At 63.0% G+C, this 22670-nt stretch carries 28 protein-coding genes; 6 read left to right on the top strand and 22 right to left on the bottom strand.

The genetic code is table 11. From position 1 onward, the window contains the following. The first annotated feature begins 147 nt into the window (after positions 1-147). Both V6S67_RS17915 and V6S67_RS17920 read left to right on the top strand, forming a co-directional pair. Positions 148-387, top strand: coding sequence for a hypothetical protein (locus tag V6S67_RS17915; RefSeq protein ID WP_334211688.1), 240 nt, complete (start codon positions 148-150; stop codon positions 385-387). A gap of 343 nt (positions 388-730) precedes the next feature. Further along, positions 731-2404: a MarR family transcriptional regulator gene (locus tag V6S67_RS17920; protein ID WP_334211689.1), complete on the top strand. Its 1674-nt coding sequence runs from the start codon at positions 731-733 to the stop codon at positions 2402-2404. A 91-nt stretch (positions 2405-2495) separates the two neighbouring features. On the opposite strand, the gene V6S67_RS17925 is transcribed toward V6S67_RS17920, so the two are convergent. From V6S67_RS17925 to V6S67_RS17935, 3 genes are all read right to left on the bottom strand, one after another. Next, positions 2496-3083, bottom strand: a complete 588-nt coding sequence (locus V6S67_RS17925) for a hypothetical protein (protein ID WP_334211690.1) — start codon at positions 3081-3083, stop codon at positions 2496-2498. A gap of 3 nt (positions 3084-3086) precedes the next feature. Then, positions 3087-3809, bottom strand: coding sequence for a ParA family protein (locus V6S67_RS17930; RefSeq protein ID WP_334211815.1), 723 nt, complete (start codon positions 3807-3809; stop codon positions 3087-3089). Positions 3810-5344: 1535 nt separating this feature from the next. Beyond that, positions 5345-5470: a hypothetical protein gene (locus V6S67_RS17935; protein ID WP_334211691.1), complete on the bottom strand. Its 126-nt coding sequence runs from the start codon at positions 5468-5470 to the stop codon at positions 5345-5347. 774 nt (positions 5471-6244) lie between these two features. Here V6S67_RS17935 and V6S67_RS17940 point away from each other — a divergent pair. Then, positions 6245-6508 (top strand): helix-turn-helix domain-containing protein, encoded by a 264-nt coding sequence (locus V6S67_RS17940; RefSeq protein ID WP_334211692.1) that lies wholly within the window; start codon positions 6245-6247, stop codon positions 6506-6508. Positions 6509-6742: 234 nt separating this feature from the next. Here V6S67_RS17940 and V6S67_RS17945 read toward each other — a convergent pair whose 3' ends face one another. The 4 genes from V6S67_RS17945 to V6S67_RS17960 form a co-directional block, all read right to left on the bottom strand. Next, positions 6743-7363, bottom strand: coding sequence for a hypothetical protein (locus V6S67_RS17945; RefSeq protein WP_334211693.1), 621 nt, complete (start codon positions 7361-7363; stop codon positions 6743-6745). A gap of 31 nt (positions 7364-7394) precedes the next feature. After that, on the bottom strand, positions 7395-7742 hold the full coding sequence (locus V6S67_RS17950; RefSeq protein ID WP_334211694.1) for a histone-like nucleoid-structuring protein Lsr2: 348 nt from the start codon (positions 7740-7742) through the stop codon (positions 7395-7397). Between the two features lie 96 nt (positions 7743-7838). After that, positions 7839-8186: a hypothetical protein gene (locus tag V6S67_RS17955; RefSeq protein WP_334211695.1), complete on the bottom strand. Its 348-nt coding sequence runs from the start codon at positions 8184-8186 to the stop codon at positions 7839-7841. 146 nt (positions 8187-8332) lie between these two features. Further along, positions 8333-8812 carry a hypothetical protein gene (locus V6S67_RS17960; protein ID WP_334211696.1) on the bottom strand — a complete coding sequence of 160 codons (480 nt, stop codon included), beginning with the start codon at positions 8810-8812 and terminating at the stop codon, positions 8333-8335. 363 nt (positions 8813-9175) lie between these two features. On the opposite strand from V6S67_RS17960, the gene V6S67_RS17965 reads away from it, so the two are divergent. Next, positions 9176-9865 (top strand): helicase associated domain-containing protein, encoded by a 690-nt coding sequence (locus V6S67_RS17965; RefSeq protein WP_334211697.1) that lies wholly within the window; start codon positions 9176-9178, stop codon positions 9863-9865. Positions 9866-10771: 906 nt separating this feature from the next. After that, the gene (locus V6S67_RS17970) at positions 10772-11548 is read left to right on the top strand and encodes a GAF domain-containing protein (protein ID WP_334211698.1); all 777 of its coding nucleotides are present in this window, start codon (positions 10772-10774) and stop codon (positions 11546-11548) included. Positions 11549-11611: 63 nt separating this feature from the next. Here V6S67_RS17970 and V6S67_RS17975 read toward each other — a convergent pair whose 3' ends face one another. The 10 genes from V6S67_RS17975 to V6S67_RS18020 all read right to left on the bottom strand — a co-directional run bounded on the left by V6S67_RS17975 (position 11612) and on the right by V6S67_RS18020 (position 18555). Next, entirely contained in the window at positions 11612-12367 is a 756-nt protein-coding gene (locus V6S67_RS17975; protein WP_334211699.1) for a GAF and ANTAR domain-containing protein, read from the bottom strand. A gap of 187 nt (positions 12368-12554) precedes the next feature. Then, positions 12555-12938, bottom strand: a complete 384-nt coding sequence (locus tag V6S67_RS17980) for a hypothetical protein (RefSeq protein WP_334211700.1) — start codon at positions 12936-12938, stop codon at positions 12555-12557. Further along, entirely contained in the window at positions 12935-13174 is a 240-nt protein-coding gene (locus V6S67_RS17985; protein WP_334211701.1) for a hypothetical protein, read from the bottom strand. The genes V6S67_RS17980 and V6S67_RS17985 overlap by 4 nt, the downstream gene beginning before the upstream one ends. 1014 nt (positions 13175-14188) lie before the next feature. Then, positions 14189-14383, bottom strand: a complete 195-nt coding sequence (locus V6S67_RS17990; protein WP_334211702.1) for a hypothetical protein — start codon at positions 14381-14383, stop codon at positions 14189-14191. A 29-nt stretch (positions 14384-14412) separates the two neighbouring features. Continuing rightward, on the bottom strand, positions 14413-14802 hold the full coding sequence (locus V6S67_RS17995) for a hypothetical protein (RefSeq protein WP_334211703.1): 390 nt from the start codon (positions 14800-14802) through the stop codon (positions 14413-14415). Beyond that, on the bottom strand, positions 14802-15581 hold the full coding sequence (locus V6S67_RS18000; RefSeq protein WP_334211704.1) for a GAF and ANTAR domain-containing protein: 780 nt from the start codon (positions 15579-15581) through the stop codon (positions 14802-14804). Before V6S67_RS18000 ends, V6S67_RS17995 begins: the two co-directional genes overlap by 1 nt. A 226-nt stretch (positions 15582-15807) precedes the next feature. Then, positions 15808-16167, bottom strand: coding sequence for a hypothetical protein (locus V6S67_RS18005; RefSeq protein WP_334211705.1), 360 nt, complete (start codon positions 16165-16167; stop codon positions 15808-15810). 111 nt (positions 16168-16278) lie between these two features. Beyond that, the gene (locus V6S67_RS18010; RefSeq protein ID WP_334211706.1) at positions 16279-17364 is read right to left on the bottom strand and encodes an EAL domain-containing protein; all 1086 of its coding nucleotides are present in this window, start codon (positions 17362-17364) and stop codon (positions 16279-16281) included. A 212-nt stretch (positions 17365-17576) separates the two neighbouring features. Continuing rightward, a complete protein-coding gene (locus tag V6S67_RS18015) occupies positions 17577-17753 on the bottom strand; it encodes a DUF1059 domain-containing protein (protein WP_334211707.1) in 177 nt (58 codons plus the stop codon). Positions 17754-17946: 193 nt separating this feature from the next. Beyond that, positions 17947-18555, bottom strand: a complete 609-nt coding sequence (locus V6S67_RS18020; RefSeq protein WP_334211708.1) for a flavodoxin family protein — start codon at positions 18553-18555, stop codon at positions 17947-17949. Positions 18556-19094: 539 nt separating this feature from the next. Here V6S67_RS18020 and V6S67_RS18025 point away from each other — a divergent pair. Beyond that, positions 19095-19886: a GAF and ANTAR domain-containing protein gene (locus V6S67_RS18025; protein ID WP_334211709.1), complete on the top strand. Its 792-nt coding sequence runs from the start codon at positions 19095-19097 to the stop codon at positions 19884-19886. Between the two features lie 235 nt (positions 19887-20121). Here the strand turns inward: V6S67_RS18025 and V6S67_RS18030 are convergent, their stop codons facing one another. The 5 genes from V6S67_RS18030 to V6S67_RS18050 form a co-directional block, all read right to left on the bottom strand. Next, complete coding sequence (locus V6S67_RS18030; RefSeq protein ID WP_334211710.1) at positions 20122-20361, bottom strand: hypothetical protein; 240 nt, start codon at positions 20359-20361, stop codon at positions 20122-20124. Next, positions 20358-20609: a helix-turn-helix transcriptional regulator gene (locus tag V6S67_RS18035; protein ID WP_334211711.1), complete on the bottom strand. Its 252-nt coding sequence runs from the start codon at positions 20607-20609 to the stop codon at positions 20358-20360. The genes V6S67_RS18030 and V6S67_RS18035 overlap by 4 nt, the downstream gene beginning before the upstream one ends. Before the next feature lies 1 nt (position 20610). Then, positions 20611-21012: a hypothetical protein gene (locus V6S67_RS18040; RefSeq protein WP_334211712.1), complete on the bottom strand. Its 402-nt coding sequence runs from the start codon at positions 21010-21012 to the stop codon at positions 20611-20613. Between the two features lie 182 nt (positions 21013-21194). After that, entirely contained in the window at positions 21195-21569 is a 375-nt protein-coding gene (locus V6S67_RS18045; RefSeq protein WP_334211713.1) for a hypothetical protein, read from the bottom strand. 50 nt (positions 21570-21619) lie between these two features. After that, positions 21620-22231, bottom strand: a complete 612-nt coding sequence (locus V6S67_RS18050; RefSeq protein ID WP_334211714.1) for a recombinase family protein — start codon at positions 22229-22231, stop codon at positions 21620-21622. Positions 22232-22670: the final 439 nt, after the last annotated feature.

The following is a 22670-nucleotide window of genomic DNA, read 5'->3' on the forward strand; positions in this document are numbered from 1 at the left end:
ACTGAGCGTGGTGTTAGGTTCGGAGTGTCCGGAAAAGAAACTGTTTTCGCTCACGCGAGAATCGAGACCGCAAGGTCGCTGGACATCTGGAACTGATCACGAAGCGAAGGCCCCTGGGGCCAGCAGATTCAAAGGACAGTGGTAATCATGGCTGTGACAGCAGACGGTCGAGTTGGACCTGGCCGCAGGCACAAGGGTGACCGCAAGCTCATTGGCTTTCGCTTGGCGACGGAGAAGGCCAACACGGTGCGGGAGATCGCATCCGCTGAGGGCTTTGAGCACGTCAGCGACTGGGTAGCCTCCGTTGTCGAAGATCGCATCCAGCACACCGACCTCACCAAGCCCAACCAGCAGGAGGCTCTGCCTATCGGCCGCCTCGCCTCTTAACGAAGAGAAGGCCCGCCGTAGGCGGGCCTTCGAAGACTTCGACTCACAACCTGTGTTTGCTTGCCGGCTGATCAGGAAGTAAGTCCAACAAACGTCTTTTCCCTTGGGAGGAGCGGACCTCTGTCATTCCTTCAGGAGGAATACCATCACTTTACCCCAGCATGGCTGGGCCTTGCCAGACTTACAGAGTTCGGGCGTGTCGCTTGTCAAAGACGAGCCCTCGGTCGTATGGGCTGCACTAGCACCCCTCCTGGCAGGTCAGCCCCGTGTGAGGCTGTCGCGAGACGCCGGTAGAAGCTACCCGCAAAAGTTCGAGCGGGATCTCACCGATGCACTGCCGACCGTGCCCGCAGCTGTCCGCGTCTTCGGCAAGGACGGCTCCTGCCGCGCGCTCTTCTTCGACTTCGACGCCTCCAAGGGAGGCCTGGCCCAGGTCACAGCTGACGTCCGGGCCCTGCAGGAATGGCTGCACCGCCTCGGCGCCCGCTGGATCGAGGACTTCTCCCCGAACGGCGGACGTCACGTCTACGTGCCACTGGCCGACCCGGCGACCTTCACCGATGCCCGGGAGCTCGTTGAGGCGCTGGGCAACAGGCTTCCGAGCCTCGACAGGACGCCCCACCAGAACCTCCTCCACGGGTGCATGCGCGTGCCCGGGAGCCGGCACAAGACAGGCGGCCACCAGCAGCTCGCCATGAGCCTGTCGATGGCCTACGACGTCGCACGCCGGCCCAACGCCTCGACCGTCTGGGCGGCGATGCGCCGCGACCTCCGGGACGAGATCCAGGCTGCCCGGGCCCTTCGCCTCGAAGCGGTGGCCCCCGTGCTCGAAACGTCCACAGCGGACACGATGGACGTCTCTTCGGCTCCCCGGATGTCCCAGGCCATGCAGAGCATCGCGCGCACAGGGCTGTACGACGCCAACCGCTACGGCAGCAACTCCGAGGCCCGCCAGGCAGTCATCACGGGAGCTGCTGCTGCCGGACTGGACGCCACCGACATCTACCGCCGCATGACCCAGGGGATCTGGCCCGGCCTCGCGTCCTTCTACGCCCGCTACAGCTCGGGCAACAGAGTCCAGGCACTTCAGCGCGACCTCGCTGCTTCACATCGGCACCTCAAATCAAAGGCCACAAACACCGCAAGGCAGAGCAGTGACCATAAAAACCCCACTAGCCAGCCACATACACAGCCGCCCGTACTACACCGTGGTAATTCCACGCTCGTCGATTCTGCCGCCGAGCATCGATTCATCAGGACCTGGCGAAACGCCGCTTCGCTGGTTGAGCAGACAATGGGTTCCTCAAGGGCTGACCTCGCACGAAGGATGGTGCTCAGGGCACTGGGAGCCGCGGCACATATGACCGGGGGATCGGTCGTCGAGTTCGGGGTCCGATCATTGGCTGTCGCGACAGGGCTCGATCACACCACTGTGGCCGGTCATCTGCGCGCGCTTCGATCGGCGGCCAACCCCCTCATCGCCCTGCTCGAGAAGGCAAAGGGGACGCGGGGAGATCAGTACGAGCTCACCATCCCGGATTCGCTCAAAGATAGTGCCGGAGATTTGGCTTGGAAGAAGGGCAAGTTGCATGCCCTCCGGCCTGCCTTCAGGGAGCTCGGCTTCCCTGCCGCGTTCGTGTACGAGGCGTTGGAGACGTCGGCCACTCCCCTATCGACGGCTGAGCTCGTCCGCATCACGAGGCTCTCCCGCACCACGGTCAGCGAGTCCCTCGAGATCCTCGCTGCGTGGAACCTCGCGACTCGCGGGCGTGCAGGATGGACCATGGAGGCTTCCACCAGCCTGTCCACGGTTGCCGAGTGCCTGGGCGTCCTGGAGGACGTCGCAGCACAGGTGAAGTTCTACAGGACGCAGCGCGCAGTCTGGCGGGAATGGCTCGCTGGGCGTGCTCCGGATGCGCTGTTCCCCTCCCCCGATGACGACTACCCGTGGGAGACGTACGAGGGACCGCCCGACGACCTATCCCTCGCGGATTTAGCGTTCAGGCCGGCGGGCTGATGACGAAATTACAGAGTTCGGGAGATACGAGGTGCAAAGAGCGGGAGTGGTGTCCTAACTTCGGAAGTTCGGTACTCCGTAGTCCTGTAGGTCAATAGCGCGGGTCGAGGCCACAGGAAGCGCGGATCTCGTTCTCCGTCACTCCCCCGAGCTCGTCCTGGTGCTGCAACAGCAGGTCGATGGCGGTACGAATCAGGGTGTTGTCCGTGATGCGTTCCGGGCCCTTCTTCCCCTTGTTGATCTTCATGCGGAGCGTCGTCAGAGCCAGCACCTGATCCCCGTAGACACGGACCTCCTTGCGGTCCATTTCCTCCCACGACGGCTTCTTCGCGGCTTTGGGCTCCGCCGCTGTGGCCCGCTCCCCCGCGGGCTTCTCAGGCTGCGGAGCCGCCTGCTTGGGCGCCGCCGGAACAGCCTCCTGTTGAGCGCGAGGAGCTGGCTCCGGGGCGGGCTCAACAGGCTCGGGAACCGCCTGGGCCGCCGGCCGGGTTGTTGATGGTTCCTGGACCGCCGTAGCGACCGCTGACGATGGCGCGGCCGGCGCGGCTACGGGCAGAGTGGCTCCCACTCCCCTACCCGTGCTGCGATCTGCCTCGTCCTGCTGGTCGCGCTGCATGGCGGCAAGCATTTCCTGGCTGCCCTGGTTCAGCAGCCCCTTCAACCCCTTCTTGACCGCCATGATCTACCTCGTCTCCTGATTGGCCCAGATGCTCAAGAGCTCCCGGGCAACGTCCTTGTAGTCCGCGCCGGCCTTTTCGGCCGCCCGCGTCTTGTCATAAGTAGTCACGACCTGACCGGTAAGCGGTGCACGCTCGTGCACCTTGTAGGACCGCACATACGACTTGCAGACCTTCAGGCCAGCGTCGCGCAGCTCGTCCTGGGCGTCCGTGGCATCGACCAGGGACCTCGAGTCGACCTTCGTGATGACGACCCGGTAGTCCACTCCCCCGGGCTCGACAATGCTGTTGAACGTGTTGACCAGAGGCAGCATGGCCAGTGCCGTTGGCTCGGTCGGCAGGATCACGAAGTCCGAATTGGCCACGACGGCCTTCAGAACCGCCATGTTCTCCAGGTTTCCGGGAGTATCGACGAAGATCGTGTCGTAATCCGCACCGCGTAGCTGAGCGAGGACCTCCACGTCCGTCTCCGCGACGACGTCGAAAGGCAGCCGGCGGTCATCAGGAAGTTCTTCCGCCGTGGTCGCCCACGAGGTGACGGACAGCTGCGGATCAACATCCACGACGAGCACGCGTGAGTGCTCGGCGACCACCGACGCCAGGTTCATGACGGTCGTGGACTTACCGGCGCCGCCCTTTTGGTTGATGACAGAGACAACTCTCATGTCGCACGGATCCTTCGCTGCAATGACAAATGGTCCGGCTGCAGTAGGAATCTGCGTGTGCATTAGACGGAGCAGCCACAGGGCCACCCAAGGTACGGAACTTACAGAGTTCCAGCTGTCAGCCGGCAAGCTAACGGACCCAACCTACCAGTGGGCCCCTCCCCCACCCCGGAAGAACCGCCGGTGAGTTCCGACGTACCGGAGTCTGTAGGTTTGTACTTGCAAAGGAGCGAGGTACCGAACTCCGGAACTACGAGAGTTCCGAAGGATCAAGCTTGCCGCGAGATCCTACTCGCGCGTGAGCCACAACCGACAGCACGAACTTCCGAAGTTTGGCAGATTGGGAAAACGGTACTCCGGAGCTGGACCAGGCGCTGCACCACCAGACTCCCGAGGTTTGTAGGCTGGCGGCCAAGTGTTGCTGAGGGGGCGGGAGCACTGCCGAAACTTCGGAGTTACTGAGTCCGGAACTTTGGAAGGACGGGGCCTAGTCAACTCGTGGGTGGCTGACTGGCGAGGTGCGGGAGCTTGGACAGCTGAGCTGTAGGCGACTTCACCACTGCCAAACCTCCGAAGTCCGGAAGGACTGAACTCGGGCGGGGTGGGCTCCCATGGTCCCCTACTTCCGAGGTTTGGGGCTTTCGTCGACGCGTACTCAAGTGTCGAACTGCCGGACTCCGGAAGTTCGAAAGATCCGAAGCCCGGGCACGCCTGGCCATGGTGGTGATGATCTGCTGAGCGCTGGTGTTCCGCTCGATCGGGTCTGTTGCTGCCCTTGCTTCCGAACTCCGGAAGTACGGAAGTACGGAAGTACGGAAGTACGGAAGGATCAAGATTCGGAACTTCCCGATTTAGGTGTTTATCGACTGCCAAGTTGAGGTCCGAGGCGGTTGCTGGTGCACATTGCCGAACCCCCGACGTTCGGAAGCACTGATCCTCGGGACATCCTGACCCTGGTGGTTACGAACGGCCGATGTCTGGTGTCTCGTGCCGGTACGGGGTCGTGCCGCCGGTTTGGCCGAACTTCCGAAGTCCGGAAGACACGGACTCCGGATTTCTCTGAGTCTGGAGGCTCCGAACTGCCGAGCTGCGGAAGGCTGCACGGACACAAGAGTTGGACATTGATACTCCCAAACGTCCGAAGTTCGGAAGGACCAGACCCCGGTGCTGCTTGAGCCTGGCTAACCCCAAATGCGGGGGCCTGGAAGCTCGACTGCGTGCATACATCCGTGCCCGTACTGCCGAACTTCCGGAGTTTAGAAGACAATGCTGTCGGAGGTTACGAACTGCGGAAGCTCGGGAGTGCCTCCCAGCATCCTTGCTGCCGGTGGCCGTCGGCAGTACCGAACTTCCGAGGTTCGGAGGTGCGATGGTTCGGCTGCCTCTGAGTAGATGGACCGGCCGCGTGGGGAGCGTTTGCTCGAAGCGGTGGGGGAGGGACTGGAATGACTCGCTGTGGGGCGGCCTGCGGGCGCTGCGACTTCGCAGCGGAGCGTCGGCGGTGGCAATGCCGCGAGGTCGTGAGCGGGCGAAGTAGGGCAATCCCGGGTACGAAAGAGCCCCGGCGGTTGCGACCGGGGCTCTGACGTGCTGGCGGACTACAGGGCCGGCGAAGGCTCTGCCTTGAGCTGCTCGTCGATCATCGCGCGGATCTGCCGCAGGGTCTCTGGGGAGTGGTCCGCGAGCTGGCGTGCTGCGAACTGGCGCACGTTGTTCTCGCGCATCGTCTAAAGCAGGTCGAGCTGGGACTCGATGCGGACCGGTGCGTCCGGACGCCGTCTGCCATGTAGTCCGCGTTGGAATCTTGGATCCAGTCGGCCAAACGGACGGTACCGAGCGTATAAACATACAGACGACCGGAGCCTTCACAGATGGATGTGCTAGGTGAGAGCGCTCCTGAGCCAGCTCCGACATGGAGAGGTGAGTCAGTGAGGACTCCGGCCCTTGCGCAGTGTTGCATTTGCCACACCACAAGCTTCAGGTGAGGGATGGCTCCTGCCCGAGCGCTGGGTATACCGGACGATTACCGTCGAAGTCGGCCGCTACTGCTGCCCCAACCACGCCAACAAAGCCTGACCAATCCCCGCCCTGACGAGCCCTCCGTTTTGATGGCCTGCGTGTCAGGATGCCGTGGTGGACAGGAGCTCACCGAATACCCAGTTAAGGTTTCAGGTACTCGCGGCGACCTCGTCCCTCCAGGACTGATGCTCACACGCAGCTGAGAGGAAACCTGACGTGGGGGAGTGCACCGTCAGGGCCATGAACAAAGCCGCCAGGGTAGTGGCAATCGACAGACCAATTCGTAGACGTTCGGGTTGGGTGGTGTGTCGGCGCCACCGAACCTCCAGTGCCAAAACATTCAGGCGCTGATGGCATTCCTTGTCACGAGGGAAAACCGGAGACGGGACTGTGTGGTGCGATTCCGTTTCCACCCCTTAAGGGCATCAATCAAAGCGTCGGTCCGGGTTGCCGCGTTTGGTGGCTGGGATGCTGGGTACATGACAGACCAATCCCTCCAGGAGCAGCCCAGGCCGCTGCGGTTCCTCACCCTGCAGCAGGTAGCCGACGAGCTGAACACCAAGCACAACACCATCCGGGCCCTCATCGCCTCAGGGGATCTGCCGGCCATCCAGATCGGCGGGCGCGGCCAGTGGCGCATCGAACGCGCCAAGCTCGAGGACTACATCAGCGCCGCCTACACCAAAGCCCGCACCGACATCGCCCGCGGCGCCATCGACACGCCTGACGGCGCAGCAACATGATGCAAGCCCGCGCCTGGGTTATTGCGGGCCTGATGATGGCTCTGCTGGCAGGCGTGGCGGTAGCGCTTCTTCAAGCCAACGGCGTGATCACTAATCCCGGGAAGCTCGTCTGCGACATCGCGGTCCGTCGCGGGAACTGCGACTAATCCACGCGGCGCGCTGGTGTGACGAGCCGACGACTCGTGGGCGGCCGCCAGCTACCGCTGGCCGGTTGTTCAGCCGGCGGTTCCCGGTTCAGGTGCCCGGTGACGCTGTAGCAGCGAGGAAGCGCCCTTGGCGCTGGAAGCTTCTGACCTGGAGGACTGCCAGGACGGCGAAGGCCGCGAAAAAGGCCAGGTACACCCAGTCCAGGTTCCCCACGGCCTGGCCGATGAAGTAGGTGTAGGCGGGGACGATCAGGAGCGTGGTGGCGGCGTCCTTGCGGCTGCGCACGGCAACGGCCCGTGCCACGCTGAGGTGGTTCGCTGGCACGGGTTCCTTGCCGTTGATGCCGCGCATCAACGCTTTCTGCTCGTCCTTCTCCAAGGGGAACGTGATGGCAACGTTTGATCCCAGCTTGACCTGGGGTTTGAGCCGTTGTGTGTTGTACACGAGTCCGCCGGCCAGGGCGGCGATGGCGAAGATGAACCACCCGGCCTGCATAAGAATCGGGAGCTGTTCTGGCCCGTCTGGAATGACGATGGGGCCCAGCAGAGACAGGAGAAGGACGATGGCAAGCGTGCCGAACGGCAGATAGCGGGTGTAGTAGACCCGCAAGGCCTCACCCATCCCGTTGTCGGCGTAGCCTTGCGCGTACTGCCCGGCCTTCGCCCACCGGGCAGCGGCTGCCGTCCTCGGATCCTCCACCCCGGCCACCGCCCCCCTGATCGATCGAGCGGGTCAGCTTCTAGTGGGCCTCGTTATAGGCGTCAATGATGGACTGGGTGATCCGTCCGCGGGAGCTGGGGTTGTAGCCGTTGTCCTGCGCCCACTGGCGGATCTGCTGGGTGTCCTCGCGCTTGGACCGGCCCGTAGACGATGCGCCGGTAGCCTTCTGGCCGCCCTGGCCCCTGCGCCCGGTCTTGGCCTTGCGGGCGTTGTCCACGTACTCGGACAGGGTTGAGCGCAGCTTCTGCGCGTTCTCCGTTGTCAGATCGATCTCGTAGTCGATGCCATCGACCCCGAACCGGACCGTTTCCTGTGCGACGTCACCATTGAGATCGTCCACCAATTGCACCTGTACACGCTGCGCCATTATCACTCCTGAGTTATTAGACATGAATCAATGATCCCCAGCCTTCCACCCTATCGTGTCGGAAAATGTGGTGTACGCCAGCAGAATGTCCCGGTTTCATTCACCGGAGTGGTTGTTCTTCTTTTGGTCGCGATTGTCGTTCTGCTTGTCGTCGTGATTGCTGTGGTTGTTGTTATTGGGGACGGGTGTGACCGAATTGAGCCATACCCAGCCCTCACGCTGGATCTGGATGAGAGGTTCCAGGAAGCGGATCTTCACGGCAGTCCTGGTGTAGGCGATCGCGTGGGCCTGGATCCGGATTGCCTTGGACGGGTAGCGGATCCACGCGTACACCCGACGTGGTTCCGGGAAGTCGGTGGCCGGGGTGTGCTCGAGGTCGAGTTCGGCGGCGGTGAGCATGATCAGCTCCTCGCGCATGACGAACTCCTCAATCCGGTCGTCCATCAGTCTCGCGTACCGTTTCGCGTATCTCTTGTTCTGACCCATGGCCCTGCAATCCGCCCCGCCACCTGCTCGTCATGCCCTATGGCGCGGACCTGGTCGGACAATGTTCGAGACGATCCTTAGCCGTCAATAGCCGTCAGTGACTGCTAGTAGCCGTCGATGGTGGTGACGCGGCGCAGCCGCCAGTCCTCCCACCGGGCATCGGCGTTCATATCGAACTCCAAAACCGGGGACGCCGGCCCGGTCTGCGCCCGAAACCGCCAGAACCGAGTAGTCACAACACTGCCCAGACCGCCCAGGCCGCTCAGGGTGTTGTGCCCGTCCATGCTGCCGACGCTGCCACGGCTGCTGTGGGTGTTGTCGGTGGCTGGGGGAGTGGTGACGGGTTCCCGCCAGATGTCCGAGCTCGACCAGGCGAGGGGTTCGCCGATGACCTGCCAGATGCTGCCCCGCCAGCGCAGCGCCAGGGGCGTGCCGGAGGGCAGGAACCGGACGGCGGCCGGCTCGTCCAGGACATGCCACGCACCTGCCCGTGTACCCTCGCGCGCAGCGTCCTGGATTGCTTGCTGGGCCGCGTGCTGGGCTGGTTTTGTGGGTGGTGTGGTGTCCACTGGTTGCGCTGTCACCGGCTGCTTCTCCCTCGCCCTGGTGTTCCTCGTACAGGCTTTAAAATAGAACACAGGTTCGATTATTTGGGAAGCCGGGTCGCGAACGAGGGTGGGGGTTGCGGGTCATCCACCTGTGGGCGAGTGGAGCCCGGAGGAATGAGCTCAAAGCCGTCCACCTGTGGATGAGCCGCCCGCGACACTGTTGCGGACGGTCGTTACTGTCAACACCATGCACCGCACACCGCTTGCGCCCAACGGAGGAGAGATACGTCCTGATCGTTTTGATCCCTCGCCGAGGGCCGACACGGCCCAGCCGTGGCGGGCGCGGTCCTTCGGTGCCCGGGGGAGTAGCGGTGGCTGATCAGACAGGCGCGGGGCCTCATGCGTTTCGATGACCTGATCCTGGCCGAGGACGACTACCCGCAGGGTGCGTGTGAGAACCGGCAGGAGTGGCTGCTGATGTACTCCCGCGGGGTGCCTCCGGCGGTGATCGCCGCATGGTGCAGGGTTGATGTCCGCCGCGTCCACCGGGCTATTGACCGGCAGATTGGCCGGCATCCGGGGTGGTTCGATCGGTGCTGGGTACTCCATGACCAGCCCGCACGCCGCCGCGACCGGCGTCGCTTCCGGCGGAGTCGGGAGCAGGTGTGGTGGGAGCACTACACCGCCATGAGCACCTACGTGGCCCGGGTGGGTGGGGTGCCGGCGCAGAACGACAGCGTGGAGGCCCGGATGCTGTACCGGTGGTTGGAGAACCAGCGCCGGAGCCACGACACGGGCCGGCTCGCCCGTGACAAGGTCGAGGCCCTGGACAGGCTGGGGGAGTGGCTCGGTACCCGGAAGAGCAATCCGGAGGAACTGTGGGCGCGGCGTCTCGAAGAAGCTCGGCAATTCAAGGCTGATACCGGCAGGTTCCCGTTTTATGATCCACAGCGCCACCCGGACGAGAAGATCCTCGCGGTCTGGCTGGGCCGCCAGCGCACCTGGGACCGGAAGGGCCGGCTCCGCGCCGACCGACGGGAAACCCTAAGTGTGGTGCTGCCTGGCTGGAGTGCGCCCGCTATGACCTGACAGCAAAGCCCTCACCACGCACTCGAGGTGCGCCAGCAGGGTCGGTGACGGGCGGAGAACATAGTGAGGCGTGGTTTTCAGGCCGGTATCCTGCCGGTCGGGGTCTGCGCAGGACAAGCAGCGAAGTGTGGGGAAACCTGGTAATGCAGCACGGACGCGGTGGGTTTGGATATTTTTGACACGGTCGCAGTGACGTGGGGTGTTCATCAACAGGTGGACGGCTTGAGCTCCACCCTTCAGGCTCCACCCGCCCACAGGTGGATGACCTCAAGGGGGTGATGCGGGGATGGTCCGGCAGTGGCAGGTGGGGTGTCAGTCGAAGTGGGTGGCGGGGGTTTCGGTGCCGGGCCGCTGATGGCTTTCGTGCGTCATGGTGAATCTCGTTTCTACGTTCATGGTGCCAAGAGCCGGTGTATCTGGGTCTTTGAGGCCTCCCGGTGCCGAGGCCCGAAGTCATGCGTCGTTTTCGCTCGCCGTTCAGCGGTGTCCTTCCGCCATTCCGGTCACTGCTGTATGGGGGTGTGCCGGTGGGTTCCCTGCCCAGTCCTAGGCGGCAATCCTAAAGGTCGGGATGCCGCAAACATAGGACGAATTCCAGCCCTTGTTTCCTGCATCACGAGGCATGGGTGTGCGCCGCGCGAGGCATCAGACATTACCGAACAAATTCCCGATCATGTGGGTGCGGCATCGCGTGCGGGTTTTTATGCGAGGTTACTGCAGAAGAACCTAGACGAAACTACCGGAATGGGCCGATCGGGGAAGCGTGCACTACCTTGGGAACAATAAGTAGGCTGAGGGTCGGCGGGGGTCGTAACGCAGTAATCGTCCTCCTGCCCTGACCTCGGTATTGGTATCGGCATGTGGTGACGGGGCTGAGTAGTGGGGACGATCGGGCTCGGAGGTTCAATGAACGGTCAGATACAAGTCAGGCTGATAACACTCGCCCTCTCGAAGGCGGGCGTGACTGTTAGCGAGCTATGGGTGAGGTACTACGCCGTCGGTGGCAAAGTTTCGGAGTTCGAGGTCCAGGCATACCTCGGCGGGCTCCTCGTCCTACCGGGTAGTGAGCGGAATGTTCTCGCCGACGCCATGAACGAACTCCTCGAAGGCAGCCCGGTGAACATCCGGGTTCCCCGTAGCGAGGAAGACGAGGCCGCCGAAACACCGGAAGCCTCCCGCAGGTCCCTGGGTGCCCTGGGCGCTTTCCTGTTCACTGCGGAGGAAGCTGAACGGGAGCGTCTCCACGCCGTGACCCGGACGAATCTGCTGGACTCACCTCCGGAGAGTCGTTTCGACCAGTACACGCAGCAGGCACGGGACTACTTCGCGGTCAGCTCCTCCGTCGTCGCGCTCATCGACGATCACCGCATGTTTCTGAAGTCCGTCATTGGATCCATCGAGCAGAATCTGCCACGTGAAGTCACCTTCTGCACTGCAACTATCCGTAATGCCGGGCCGTTGATCATTCCGGATGCACGCGAGGACGACCGGTTCAGGACCAATCCCCTGGTTGTGGGAGAGCCGTTCATCCGGTTCTACGCCGGATATCCTTTGCGGGGTCCCGGCGGCTGGACTGTCGGGACTTTATGTGTCATCGATCAGAAGCCCCGGAATTTTTCCGCCCAGGACGGGCGGTTCCTGCGCAAACTAGCCCGCTTGGTCGAAGACGAGATTAACGCCTAGCTGCGGCTACTGTCCACGCCTTTCGGCATGCTGCGGCAGAGGGAACAGTGATTGAGCCGAAGGTCAGGTGTCGAAGTGGGTGGTGATGGGTTTGTGCTGTCCGAGCGAGCTGAGGATGTCGACGGACAGATCGCGGAGTTTCACGTTCCGATTCGAGGACGCGCGGCGCAGGATCTTGGTGGCCTCGTCCTGACTGCACCGGTTTTGGGCCATAATCGCGCCAATAGCCATGTCGATGCTGGTACGTGATTCCATGGCTGCCCGCATATTCGTCGTTGCGTCAGTGAGCTTCGCGATGCGTACTGCCAGGCGCAGGGACTGGGATGCGTCACGGGCGAATCCTTCGGCAACGCGAATGCCTTTGTCGTCGAACGTACCCGGCTCGGTGGAGTAGAAGTCTAGGCCGGCGCTGGCGCCCTCGTCGAGGCGGATCGGTATGCCCAGAGCTGAGCGCAGGCCGTAGCCGGCGATCGCTTCGCGATACTCGGGGAACCGGAACTCGGTCAGGAAATCGCGGACATGAATAGTTACGCCGTCGCGGGCTGCACGCAGGCAGGGCCCGTCATTGAACCCGTACTGCACTTCGTCGACCTGCCGGGCCCTGTCGCTGCTGCTGGCCACGGTGATCATCGAGCGCGGCCGCAGAAGGGTGATTCCGCAGAACACATCCCCGTAGGGTCCGGTGAACGCCTCGGCTGCGACGGTGACCAGCCCAGTCAGGAAATCCTGAACGTCATCGCTCTCGAGCACCATGTTCTGCAACTGAGCGGTGAAGGTGTCACGCTCGGCCTCACGGGCTAATTCTTGCTCGTCCGGCATCAGTTCCTCATCTAGGTTTCAAGAAGGTAGAGAAGGCTCACTGTTGAACCGAGGCCACTTCGTAGGCCCATAAAATCTTACGCCACACGTCAGCGGAGGCTGGATTCTTGGATTGCATAACCCCAGGGCGGCATGCTCCCTGCAACGGGCTCCTCCGCCGACTCCTCGACCGGTTCCTGGAAGTCTCTCAAGCAGCCCGCGACGCAGCATTTTGGAAGGATGCATACGCGGCTACAAACTGCTGTGCCTCATGTTGCAGACGAACCGGCAGTAACGTGCTGGGATGAACGGCCCTGGTGAGATCGCCCAGCGCTCTATCAACGGTCGAGGACAGACGCATTGCTCCAATCATGGTTGCGCTGGCCTTCAGACTTAACAGCGCCGTGACCATCTCCTCCCTGTCGTTTTCCGCAACCAACGCCTCAGTAATCCTGTGGATTCGCGACGGAAGCATGGATACAAAGTCCGCTGCGAACCGGGACGCGGCGGCGGGGGACAGCTCCGCTGTCAGCACGTCGAAGGTTTGGCGCTCGAAGTGTGGGAAGGCGTCAATGGTCCTGCTAGCCGTCATGCCTGGAACATCGGGTGCAGCAGGGAACGCCATGGCGATGTCAGTGCCTCGCGGCGCTCGAACTCCTCAGCGATGTCAGCGGCGCGGAAATCGGTCTCCGGGTTCACCTCGATGTCATGGGCATATTCGTAATCGACCTGCCGCTGAACCCTGCTGTGTAGGACCTGCAATTCAATGTCCTCCAATGCCGTGAGGTCCTCGGGGAAAGAATCGGTAGGGAAGAGACGACTATTCATGACAACTCCTTAAAGGGAAAAGGGGTGAGAAGAGATAGCTGCAGTGCGAGAAAGACCGAGGACGCCGGTTGCGCTGGTGCTCTTCCGTTGCAGGGAAACGATTCTGCGTCGATGGTGCAGATACAGCGCAGGCGGAAGACCTTCAACCGCTATATAGGGGCTGGTGGGGTGACTGCTTGAGGAGGTGCGTTGACCTGTCAGGCGGCCATCGGTGAGGCGAGCCGTGATGCAGTGGGGTCGGTGGTGCGTACTTGCACGATGGTCGTGTGCAGGAAAGCCGAGCGGCAGGCATCCATGAGGAGGCGGATCGCGTCAGGTTCCACTGCTGATGCCCGTGTGATGTTAACGGTGACTATCGGGTTACCCGGGAGTGCATGGGCTCGTCTAATCAGGGGCACAAGGGCACGGTAGTTCGTGGCGGTAAAGCGACCCCGGACAAAAATCGTTGCTCCGTTATTGGCAAGGTCGACCCTGATCAGGGTGAGAAGGCGGTCGTACATGGTGGCTCCATGAAGAGAAAACCGACTGGCCGCTTGCAGGACCAGATCATCAGCATAAAGCAGTAGAACGGTTAAGTGAAAACCGTTGGCGCGAGGTCCCTTCCACTACATCTGCAGCCTGCGTCCATCGCCGAATGAACAGAACAGCAGAGTCAAAACTGGACGCAGTCAAGGGCCTCACGAGCTCACCGCGCAACCATCTAAACAGGCTACCCACGGACGCTGAAGCACGTCGCCCCTCGTTGCCGCCATCATCAATTGTGCCACCACATGACCTTGATCAGTCAGCGCAAGATCTTGCCGTCAGAAAGGCTGGTCTTTGCGGGGTGACACGATGACCGGTGTTCAAAAGGTTGCCGCTGGGACGTGAGCCGCCAGCCGGCATCGCCCGCGACGAGCAGCGAATTGACCCGGTGCTGTTTGTTTCACACCATGGCTCGGGGCAGCGCGTCGTTGACGCTGGTATCGACGTTCACGCCAAGATCCTGGCCGCAGATACGAAAAAGGAGCGGACTCACCCCACGGGCACGATCTTGCCGCGCACCGAACCACTCAGGGCTTGTGCAATGACTGCTCCAGCGAGGCCGAGCAGGACGGGCACGGTAAAAACCCACACGCGACGAGTGTCGCCTGACCCGGTCCAGTCCGGGAGCAGTAGGACGACGATCACCGTCATGAACATCAGGCCCGATGGTGGAGCCGCCGCCACTGAACATCCTGCCCGGCTGATACCCGCACTCAGTCGCCTTGTCCTGGGCCGTCTTCCTTCAGATCATCCTCTCGGCCGTCCTGGTCATCCCGATGGTTGAGATCGGCCGAGGCCGCTGCGTCGCTGAGCTCGCCGGGGGCGCTGAGCTCAGCGGGGTCGTTGAGCTCAGCGGGGTCGTTGCTGTAGGGGGCGGTGGGTGGTGGTGTTTCGGTGATGAGTTCGTTGACGGCGTGGGAGACGAGGTCTCGTTCCAGTGGGGTGAGGCTGATGAGCCCGTTGAGGTAGGCGTCGACTTCGAATTCGTCGGCGCTGCCGGAGAGGGAGAAGTAGCGGACCCAGACGCTTTGCACATCAAGGCCGCTGGCCTGGATGGCGTGTAGCGTGCGGCGGCGTTGTTCCTCTGCGGTGTGTTGGAACATCACGCACCATCAGTGGGGTGGGTGCCGTCCTGACGTTCGCTGATCATGGCCGCCATCGAACCGATGGTGGTGTTCGTGTCGGTGGCGAGGTCGATCAGGTGGCTCATGGCCGCCTGCCGGTCCAGGTCAAAGCGTTCCATCAGGATGCCGCGGGCGATACCGATGGTGTCCCGTTCGGCGAGGGATGCTTTCACGTCGTCGCTGATGCGTTGCGGGGTGTCGGTGGCCTGGATATGTCCCAGGAGGGTCGCGGCGGAGCGGGCGAGGTTGATCAGTAGCCGCCGGTCCTCGTTCGTGAACGCGTCGATGGTGTCCGAGTAGACCTTCATCGCGCCCAGGCCGGCCGGTTTGTTCAGCAGGGGCACGCTGAGGCAGGAGCGGATGCCGAGCTCGGTCACCGCGGACGTCCAGTCCGTGAACCGGTCATCGGTGGTGGTGTCGGCGATGTAGACGGGCTGACCGGTGGACCAGGCGCTCATGCATGGCCCCTGGCCGTACTCGTATTGCAGATTGTCGGCTTCGAGGACATCAGGGTTCGTTGCTCCGACGCTCACCCGGGTGCCGTCGGTGTCGATGATGCTCACACCGGCGCCGGTCGCCGCGTCGATGATATCCCGGGCGATCTCGGCGAGGCTGTCGACGGCGTCGTGGGCGGTCTGCTCGGTCAGCAGGTACCCGTTGGTCCGCCCGAAAACCGCCAACAACTCGGGCGGGAAGGAGGAAACCGACGAGGAAGAAGAGGAGGGGGAGGAGGGGGAGGGCTGCGGGGTGGTATTCACGGTGGGCCTTAGCTGTCCTGCACCGGGATGCCGCGCCGGCCGGTAAGAGGCTGCCTGCTCAACCCCGATAGATCCCGCTCGCCCAACTGTGGGATCGGGTATCTACTGCGTACTGTACTGCTGCCGCCTCCACACCATTGGGAGGATTTTTCGCGCTGCCTGTAGCTCCCGTTCCGTGGTTCCTGTGCTACCTGCTTCCAGGGGTGCGTCACCGGCAGGATCAGGTTCAGGAGGTCGTTGGTGTGTGTCTCGAGCGTGAGGCGTGCTGTTCGGACTTGAATTCGAAGAACTCGCACAGCGCGGCCACACGATCGAGTTCCTTGGCGAGACCACGAAGTTTCCCTGCGCTCATGACAAGGTCGCGCTCACGCGGGCCGAAGTTCACCTCCCACCGGGGGTCTCCCGGTCCTACGGGATACAAGAAAACGTCCGAGGGCAGGTCGTGCATTCGCATGACGACCAGCCCGGTGTCCGCGCCCGCACCGCCGTCATGCCGCAGAACCTCAATGGTGGTGGATGTTTTGTCCGTATCAGCAGTGAATTCCCGTACCCACTGCTCCAACACCTGTTTACTCCGATAGGGCACGGCGAAACCTCTTCGTTTGGCGGCCAATTCCGACTTTGGGTAGCTACACCGTACAGCGGGCATCACCGGCGGGCGCATCGGGTACCCCCGGTACCGCGACCGGTGCAGCTGTTAGGTGGTCGGGGTGATGGCGGCGGTGATGAGGCGGTCCATGTGGACGACGCCTGTGTAACGTCCGGCGTTGTCAGTGATCATCAGCGAGTCGTAGCGTTGTTGTTCTCCACGCGTGAGGGCCCGGTGTAGGGCGTCGTTGAGAGGCGTGTCGAGATTGAGGCGAACGCCGGGACTGGCCACGCCGAGGTCTGCGTGCTGGGCATCGACGATCCAGAGGGGGCGTTGGTGGTCGTCGATGACGACAACGCGGCGTAGGTGCGGCTGGGCTGCGAGGAGGGCGGCGGCTGCGCGTGTGCTGGGCGCGGTGGGACATGTCTCGAGGACGCGGCGCAGCGTCGCCCCGCCGGTGTCGCGGGTGCGCGTCAGCATGCGGTGTGCAAGATCTGGGTCGAGGCTCGACCATGAGGCCTGCGGCCGGCCCAGGAGGTAGCCCTGCACGAGCGGCACTTTCAGGGCAATGAGGGCATCCAGTTCTTCGACACGCTCGATGCCTTCAGCGAGTATCCAAGCATCGATGCGACCGGCGAACATGCCGATCATTTCGACCAGCGCGCGTTTGGCGGGGTCCTCGTCAATGTCCCGGACGAGTTCGCGGTCCAACTTGATCAGGGCCGGTCGAATCGCCAGCAGGTGATTGAGACCGGCGTATCCGGCACCGGCATCATCGACAGCGATCATCGCTCCTGCACTACGGAGCCGGTGCAGTGCCGGTTCGAGTTCAAGGTAGGACTCGATGGGTGTCTGCTCGGTCAGTTCCACCACGATCCCGCCCAACCCGCCCTGGTCGGCCCAGACCGCCTGCACTTCACCGTTGAGTAGCAGCGCCGGCGAAATGTTCACGGTCAGGAAGCAGTTGACGGGCAGATCGGAACGGCGGGCCAGAGCGCTGCGTAAGGTGGCGGCTTCAAGCGCTGCCGACAGACCAAAGTCCCGGGCAGCGGCGAACCACACCTCGGGGTTCTTCTGCTCGTACCCGGGGAACCTGGCCAGGGCCTCGTAGCCGACGATGCTACCCCGAGCGGTGTCGACGATCGGCTGGTAAGCCGTCCCGGCGCCATGCCCCTCACACACTGCGATGACCATCTCCCGCGTCACCGTCCCGGGCATCACTGCTCCCACGACACTGTATTCACCCGCCACAGCGTCGCCTGCTGTCGAGCCGCTGTGTCACACGGCCGGCGTGCTGGTGCTCACATCGCGGGTATCGCGTTGCGATCGAACTGTGTTCGGGCGCAGCCATACCCTTCGGCATGGCCCTCGAGTGAACGGAGAAAGCCTGTAAACGGAAGGATGGATCAGCCAACGGACACGATGGAGGATCGGACCTTCGCCACAACATCGTCCGGAAGGGCGCCAAGACCATGAGCCGCAGCGGCGTGGGTTGCCACGTTGGAGAGGACCTCATCGTCTGACCTGCAGACCCACCGGGCATCGCACCCGGGCACCACGTCACCGCACGCAAAAGACTTCATCTATTTCTCCGTCTCAGTACCTGCTTCTTCGCTGAAGCAACCTGTCCAATATACGCATCCGGCCAACCGGTAACTAGATGCGATGGCGGCACAGTCTGCTGGAGCCAGCATCGGGAGGTGCTTTGTGGAGCGGTTGATTATCTATGGGGGATTGCCGGGTGCGTGCTTTGTGCGGGTACGGCGCTGGTGGGGCCTAGTCCGCAGGGTATGGGTTGGTTGTGAGGCATGTCGCGAGGTGGGTGGCATTGCGGGCGAGGCCGGCGTTCGTGGACGCGACAGGGTCTGGGACCTGGGCGAGGTCTTTGAAGTCGATGGTTTGCATGGCTTCTCCGACCCAGTAGGTGCCGCCCTGGGCGGGGATGGTGAAGCCGACATCGTTGAGTCCCTGCAGCATGTCGGCGATTGTCTTGTGGGCGCCGTCCTCGTTGCCGACGACGGCTACGGTCGCGACTTTCCCGTACATGATCGGCCGGCCTTGCTCGTCCGTTTCGGAGAGGTCGGCGTCGAGCCGCTCCATAACCTGCTGGGCGACGCTGCAGGGGTGCCCCATCCAAATGGGGGTGGACAGGACCAGGATGTCCGCGGCGAGGATTTGTTCACGGATCTCAGGCCACTGATCTCCGCCGCCCATATCGGTCTTCACCCCTGGCCTGACGTCGTAATCGACAACCCTCAACGAGGACGTGCTGACCCCCTGGCCCTTGAACTCATCGAGGATGTGCTGAGCCATGAGTTCGCTGCTCGACGGGTCGGGGGACTGGGTAAGAGTGCAGATCAGGGCAAGAGCGGAAAGCTCGGTCACAGGAAACCTCCGGAGGCTGTCGTCGGTGGGTTGAGCGCACTGGGTTGGTTTGATTCGTTGATCACTGCACGATCGGATGGTTCACGAACCCCGAAAGCAGGATGATCAACCACCTCCGGTTACGCTAGCGAGCAAAATCCAGCTCCGCCATCGGGATCTCCACCCCAGAACATCGCAGCACCAATCAGACCCCGCCGCGCCGCAGCATCCACGGGCACGGGTGGACCAGCACGCCCATTTCGCACTTATCCAACGTGCACGCCAAGAACCTGCTCGCAGGAGCCATCACCCCACAAGTCGTCCGGCGCTACACACCCTCTCCCTGCCCCGTCCCGACCCTGCCCGTGTCCGGGTCCCGGTGAAGGTTCTCCACGTGCGGGTTGTACCGGGCCCGGGCCCGGGCCCGGGCCCGGGCCCGGTCCCGGTCCCGGTCCTGAAAGTGGGAGTGGAGGCGGCCTCTAACGAGTCCCAGGTGAGACTGCTCGATTCTGCCGCCGAGTACGGATGGGTGGCTTGTGCACGGGAACCATACTGGGTGGATGGCAACCAACGGTGCAGGATCAGACGGGAACGACGACGCCAGTAACGCCGCCGACAGCTCGGAGGGGCAGGACGAGGGTAAGGACCAGAATGGGGAGGTGGGAGGGCTGGCTGAGCAGATGAGCGAACTCGCCCGGTCCCTGCAGGCAGAGGACGATCCCCAGGAAATACTGGCCCACCTGGTGCGTGCCGCGATCGAGCTCGTCCCCGGTGCCGACGAAGGCTCCATCAGCGCGGTGACCGGCCGACGCGATATCCAGTCGCAGGCACCCTCAAGCGACCTGCCGAGAAAGGTCGATGCCCTGCAGTCGAAGGTGAATCAGGGGCCCTGCTTGGACGCTGTCTATGAGCATCAAACGGTGCGCGTCCCTGACTTGGCCTCCGAGCAGCGGTGGCCCGAGTTCAGCCGCAACGCCGCCGCTCTCGGTGCGGCGAGCATGCTCTCCTTCCAGCTCTACGTTGAAGGCGACAACCTGGGCGCCCTGAACCTCTACGGACGAACACCCCACGCCTTCACCGAGGAATCAGAACACGTCGGGCTGCTCATCGCCTCTCATGCAGCGATCGCCTTCGCAGACGCCACGAAACTCGGGCAGATGCACGATGCCCTCCACTCCCGCGATGTCATCGGACAGGCCAAGGGCATCCTCATGGAGCGCTACGGCCTCACCGCCCAAAACGCGTTCATCCTGCTCACCCAGGCCAGCTCCCACACCAACATCAAGCTGCCAGACGTCGCAGAACACCTCGCCACCACCGGCGCACTACCCTCCCACCGCCGCCGAACCTAATCCCACGCCCACTCCACGTCCAGCCCAGCGGTGACCCCGCGAGTTCCTGAATGCTGTGGTGACCCTGCGGGTTCCTGAACGCTGTGGTTTCCCTTGGTGTCCTTGAAGGCCGCCTGGACGTGCGCGGAGGTATGGCGGGCTGCTGAAGGTGCACGTTTTCCAGGGTCATGGGCGTGACACTACTGAGTGGCTTTCGGGTAGGTCCCGGGGCGCCTGTGGCGCGGTAGTACTGGGGCTACTCGGGTGATGCGTGATCGTCTGTGTGTAGCGCGATGATCGCTTTGGCGACGAACGCGACGGCGGCCAGGGCTACGAGACCGGCACCGAGCGTGAGATACCAGGTATCAGCGCGCCGGAGCAGCATCACGGACACGAGCGCAAAGACCATGCCCGCCAAGCCGTAGATCAGTGCCTCACGCGTCGAACTGTGTAATCGTGCGCGTGGATTCGCCTGTCCGTTCGTCCCCATTGTCATGCTCGTGAGACTACCGAGCTATCGGTTGCTCCTGTGGGAGGTCCTGGGGAGGGTACGTCGTCGGGGAAGAAGAGTTCCTCAAGGGACATTCCGAAGATCGCCGCCAGCCGGAACGCCAGCGGCAACGAGGGGTCGAAGCGTCCGCGCTCGATGGAGATGACCGTCTGACGTGAGACGCCCAACTCATCGGCGAGCTTCTGCTGCGACCATTGAAGCCGGGTGCGGGAGTCGTTGACCAGGTTCTTCACCTCAGCCTCTGCGGCGTTGAAGCAGGTAACGTGCCGCGACCGACACGAAGGCCAGAGTGATGACGCCGGCCAGCAGCAGGCCCGGTTCGAAGGCGAACTTTTCCGGGACAAAGGAAAGGACGGTCGCGGTGACGCCTGCGACGAGGACGATATCCGTCAGGGCCCCGGCAGCCGCCTTTTCGTACCAGCCCGCCTCGACGGACTCCTCCGGACGTTCAGCCGCGCCCCTCATCGTGGAACGATCCACCACGAAAAGGTAGACCAGCATCGTCGACGGAGCTGCGAGGCACACCGCGAATACTGCCCCGACGAGCACGGGGTTGGGTCCGCCAACGCCGAGCAGGGCAGCCAGAACGCCGAGCAGGGCGCCAATCATGATCCCGCAGGGGAGGGCGATCCCCATGGCCGGGTATCGTCCCGCGCCGAAAGTTGTGCGACCCCACGTGGTGCGTCCGCTCTGATCCGTCACTGTTACCCCCTGATATGTACATGTTGTTTTACATGTCTAGTTTGCTTTACATGACAGGAGTTGTCCATAGATGCAGCACTGAACCGCCGGGGAAGGGGCTCGTCCTGCTGGACCTTTCACGGCGCGGGTAGGGCGTTCTTGTCTGGGTTATCGATGCTCAGCCAGTGCAGGGCGTCGGCGCGTGTCGAGAAGTACTGGGCGCGCGTGGAGCGGATGATGAAGTTCGCCAGGACCCGGTCCATGGGGCCTGATCCCAGGACGGCGACGAGTGTGGGGTGCCGATACCGGATGAGTCGCTGCCGGCCCTCCAGGCTCACGCCGCGCAAGGCTCCCATGTGAATCAGTACCGGTTTCTCCCGCCACCCGGGTAGAGCGGTCAGGTCGTCGCGGAAGGCGAGCAGGTCCGCGTCGGTGACATCGCTTCCATCGATCAACCGGACCTCAATCCAGTGCCCGTGGTCCTCGATGGTGTGACGGGGCACTTCACTCACTGGTCCGCCTGGTGTATCCGACGGTTCCTCGGGTGCTGTGGTGTCGACACTCATGCGGGCGGATAGGACGTGACCCACTGTTGCGCCTCGAGGTGTGCGATGCGCCGGTACAGGGTTGCCCGGGACATGCCCAGGTCGCGGGCGACATGGGAGGCGGGCTGGCCCTGCTCGATGAGCCGGCGGGCGTTCGCGATCTGACTGTCACTGAACACTGGCCGCCGCCCACCAAGGTCCATGCCGGCGCTCCGGCGCTTGGTGTTGGAGTCATTGACGCGTTCGCGTTTGATTTCGAGTTCCATCTGGGCGAGGGCTGCCATGACGGTGAAGACCATCGATCCCATCGGCGTGCCGGTGTCCACGTTCCCGCCGCCAAGATTCAGCACCCGGAGGTTCACCTGGCGGAGGCGGAGCTCGTCGGCCAGGGCGAGCATGTTCGCGGTAGACCGGCCAAGCCGGTCGAGGGTCGTGACGATCAGGGTGTCGCCCCCCTGCAGCGCCCCGAGAGCGTTGTCGAGTTGTGGGCGGCGGGCATGAGCGCCGCTGACCCCGGAATCGACATAAAGGTCATCGCGGCGGACACCAGCGGAGAGGAGGTCAGCGACCTGCCGGTCCGTGTACTGGGCGCGCGTCGACACCCTCGCGTACCCAATCAGCTTGCCCACACCACTCCTTCGCGTCCACATCTCCACAAAGTGTCTTGCAACCATCTCTTACGTCACGATTTCGGACCCCTGCTTATGAGACAGGGTATCAAGACCAAAAGGGGCAGTGATGGGGGGGGAGTGATGGTGTCTCGTCCTGGTGTCTTGCTACCCACCGGTTACGAGACGATAGCTGTAGCTGTTTGTCAGAGGTCTAGAGGTTCACCCACAGGTGGACGGCTTTGAGCTCTACCCTTCGGGCTCCACCCGCCCACAGGTGGATGACCCTACAAACTCAGCCGCGTCTAAGACCCACGTAGTCGCGGCGACATACAGGTGTTCGGTTCCGCCAGGACCAAGTCGCAATGGTGCTGATGGACTGTGCGAAGCTGAGGTGCCGATAGCAGCGCATACGACATTGCGGAGCAGCATCGCAGAGTCAATGAGCGACACTGCCGGC

Origin of the sequence: Arthrobacter sp. Soc17.1.1.1, from assembly GCF_036867195.1 — a bacterium.
GTDB lineage: Bacteria > Actinomycetota > Actinomycetes > Actinomycetales > Micrococcaceae > Arthrobacter_D.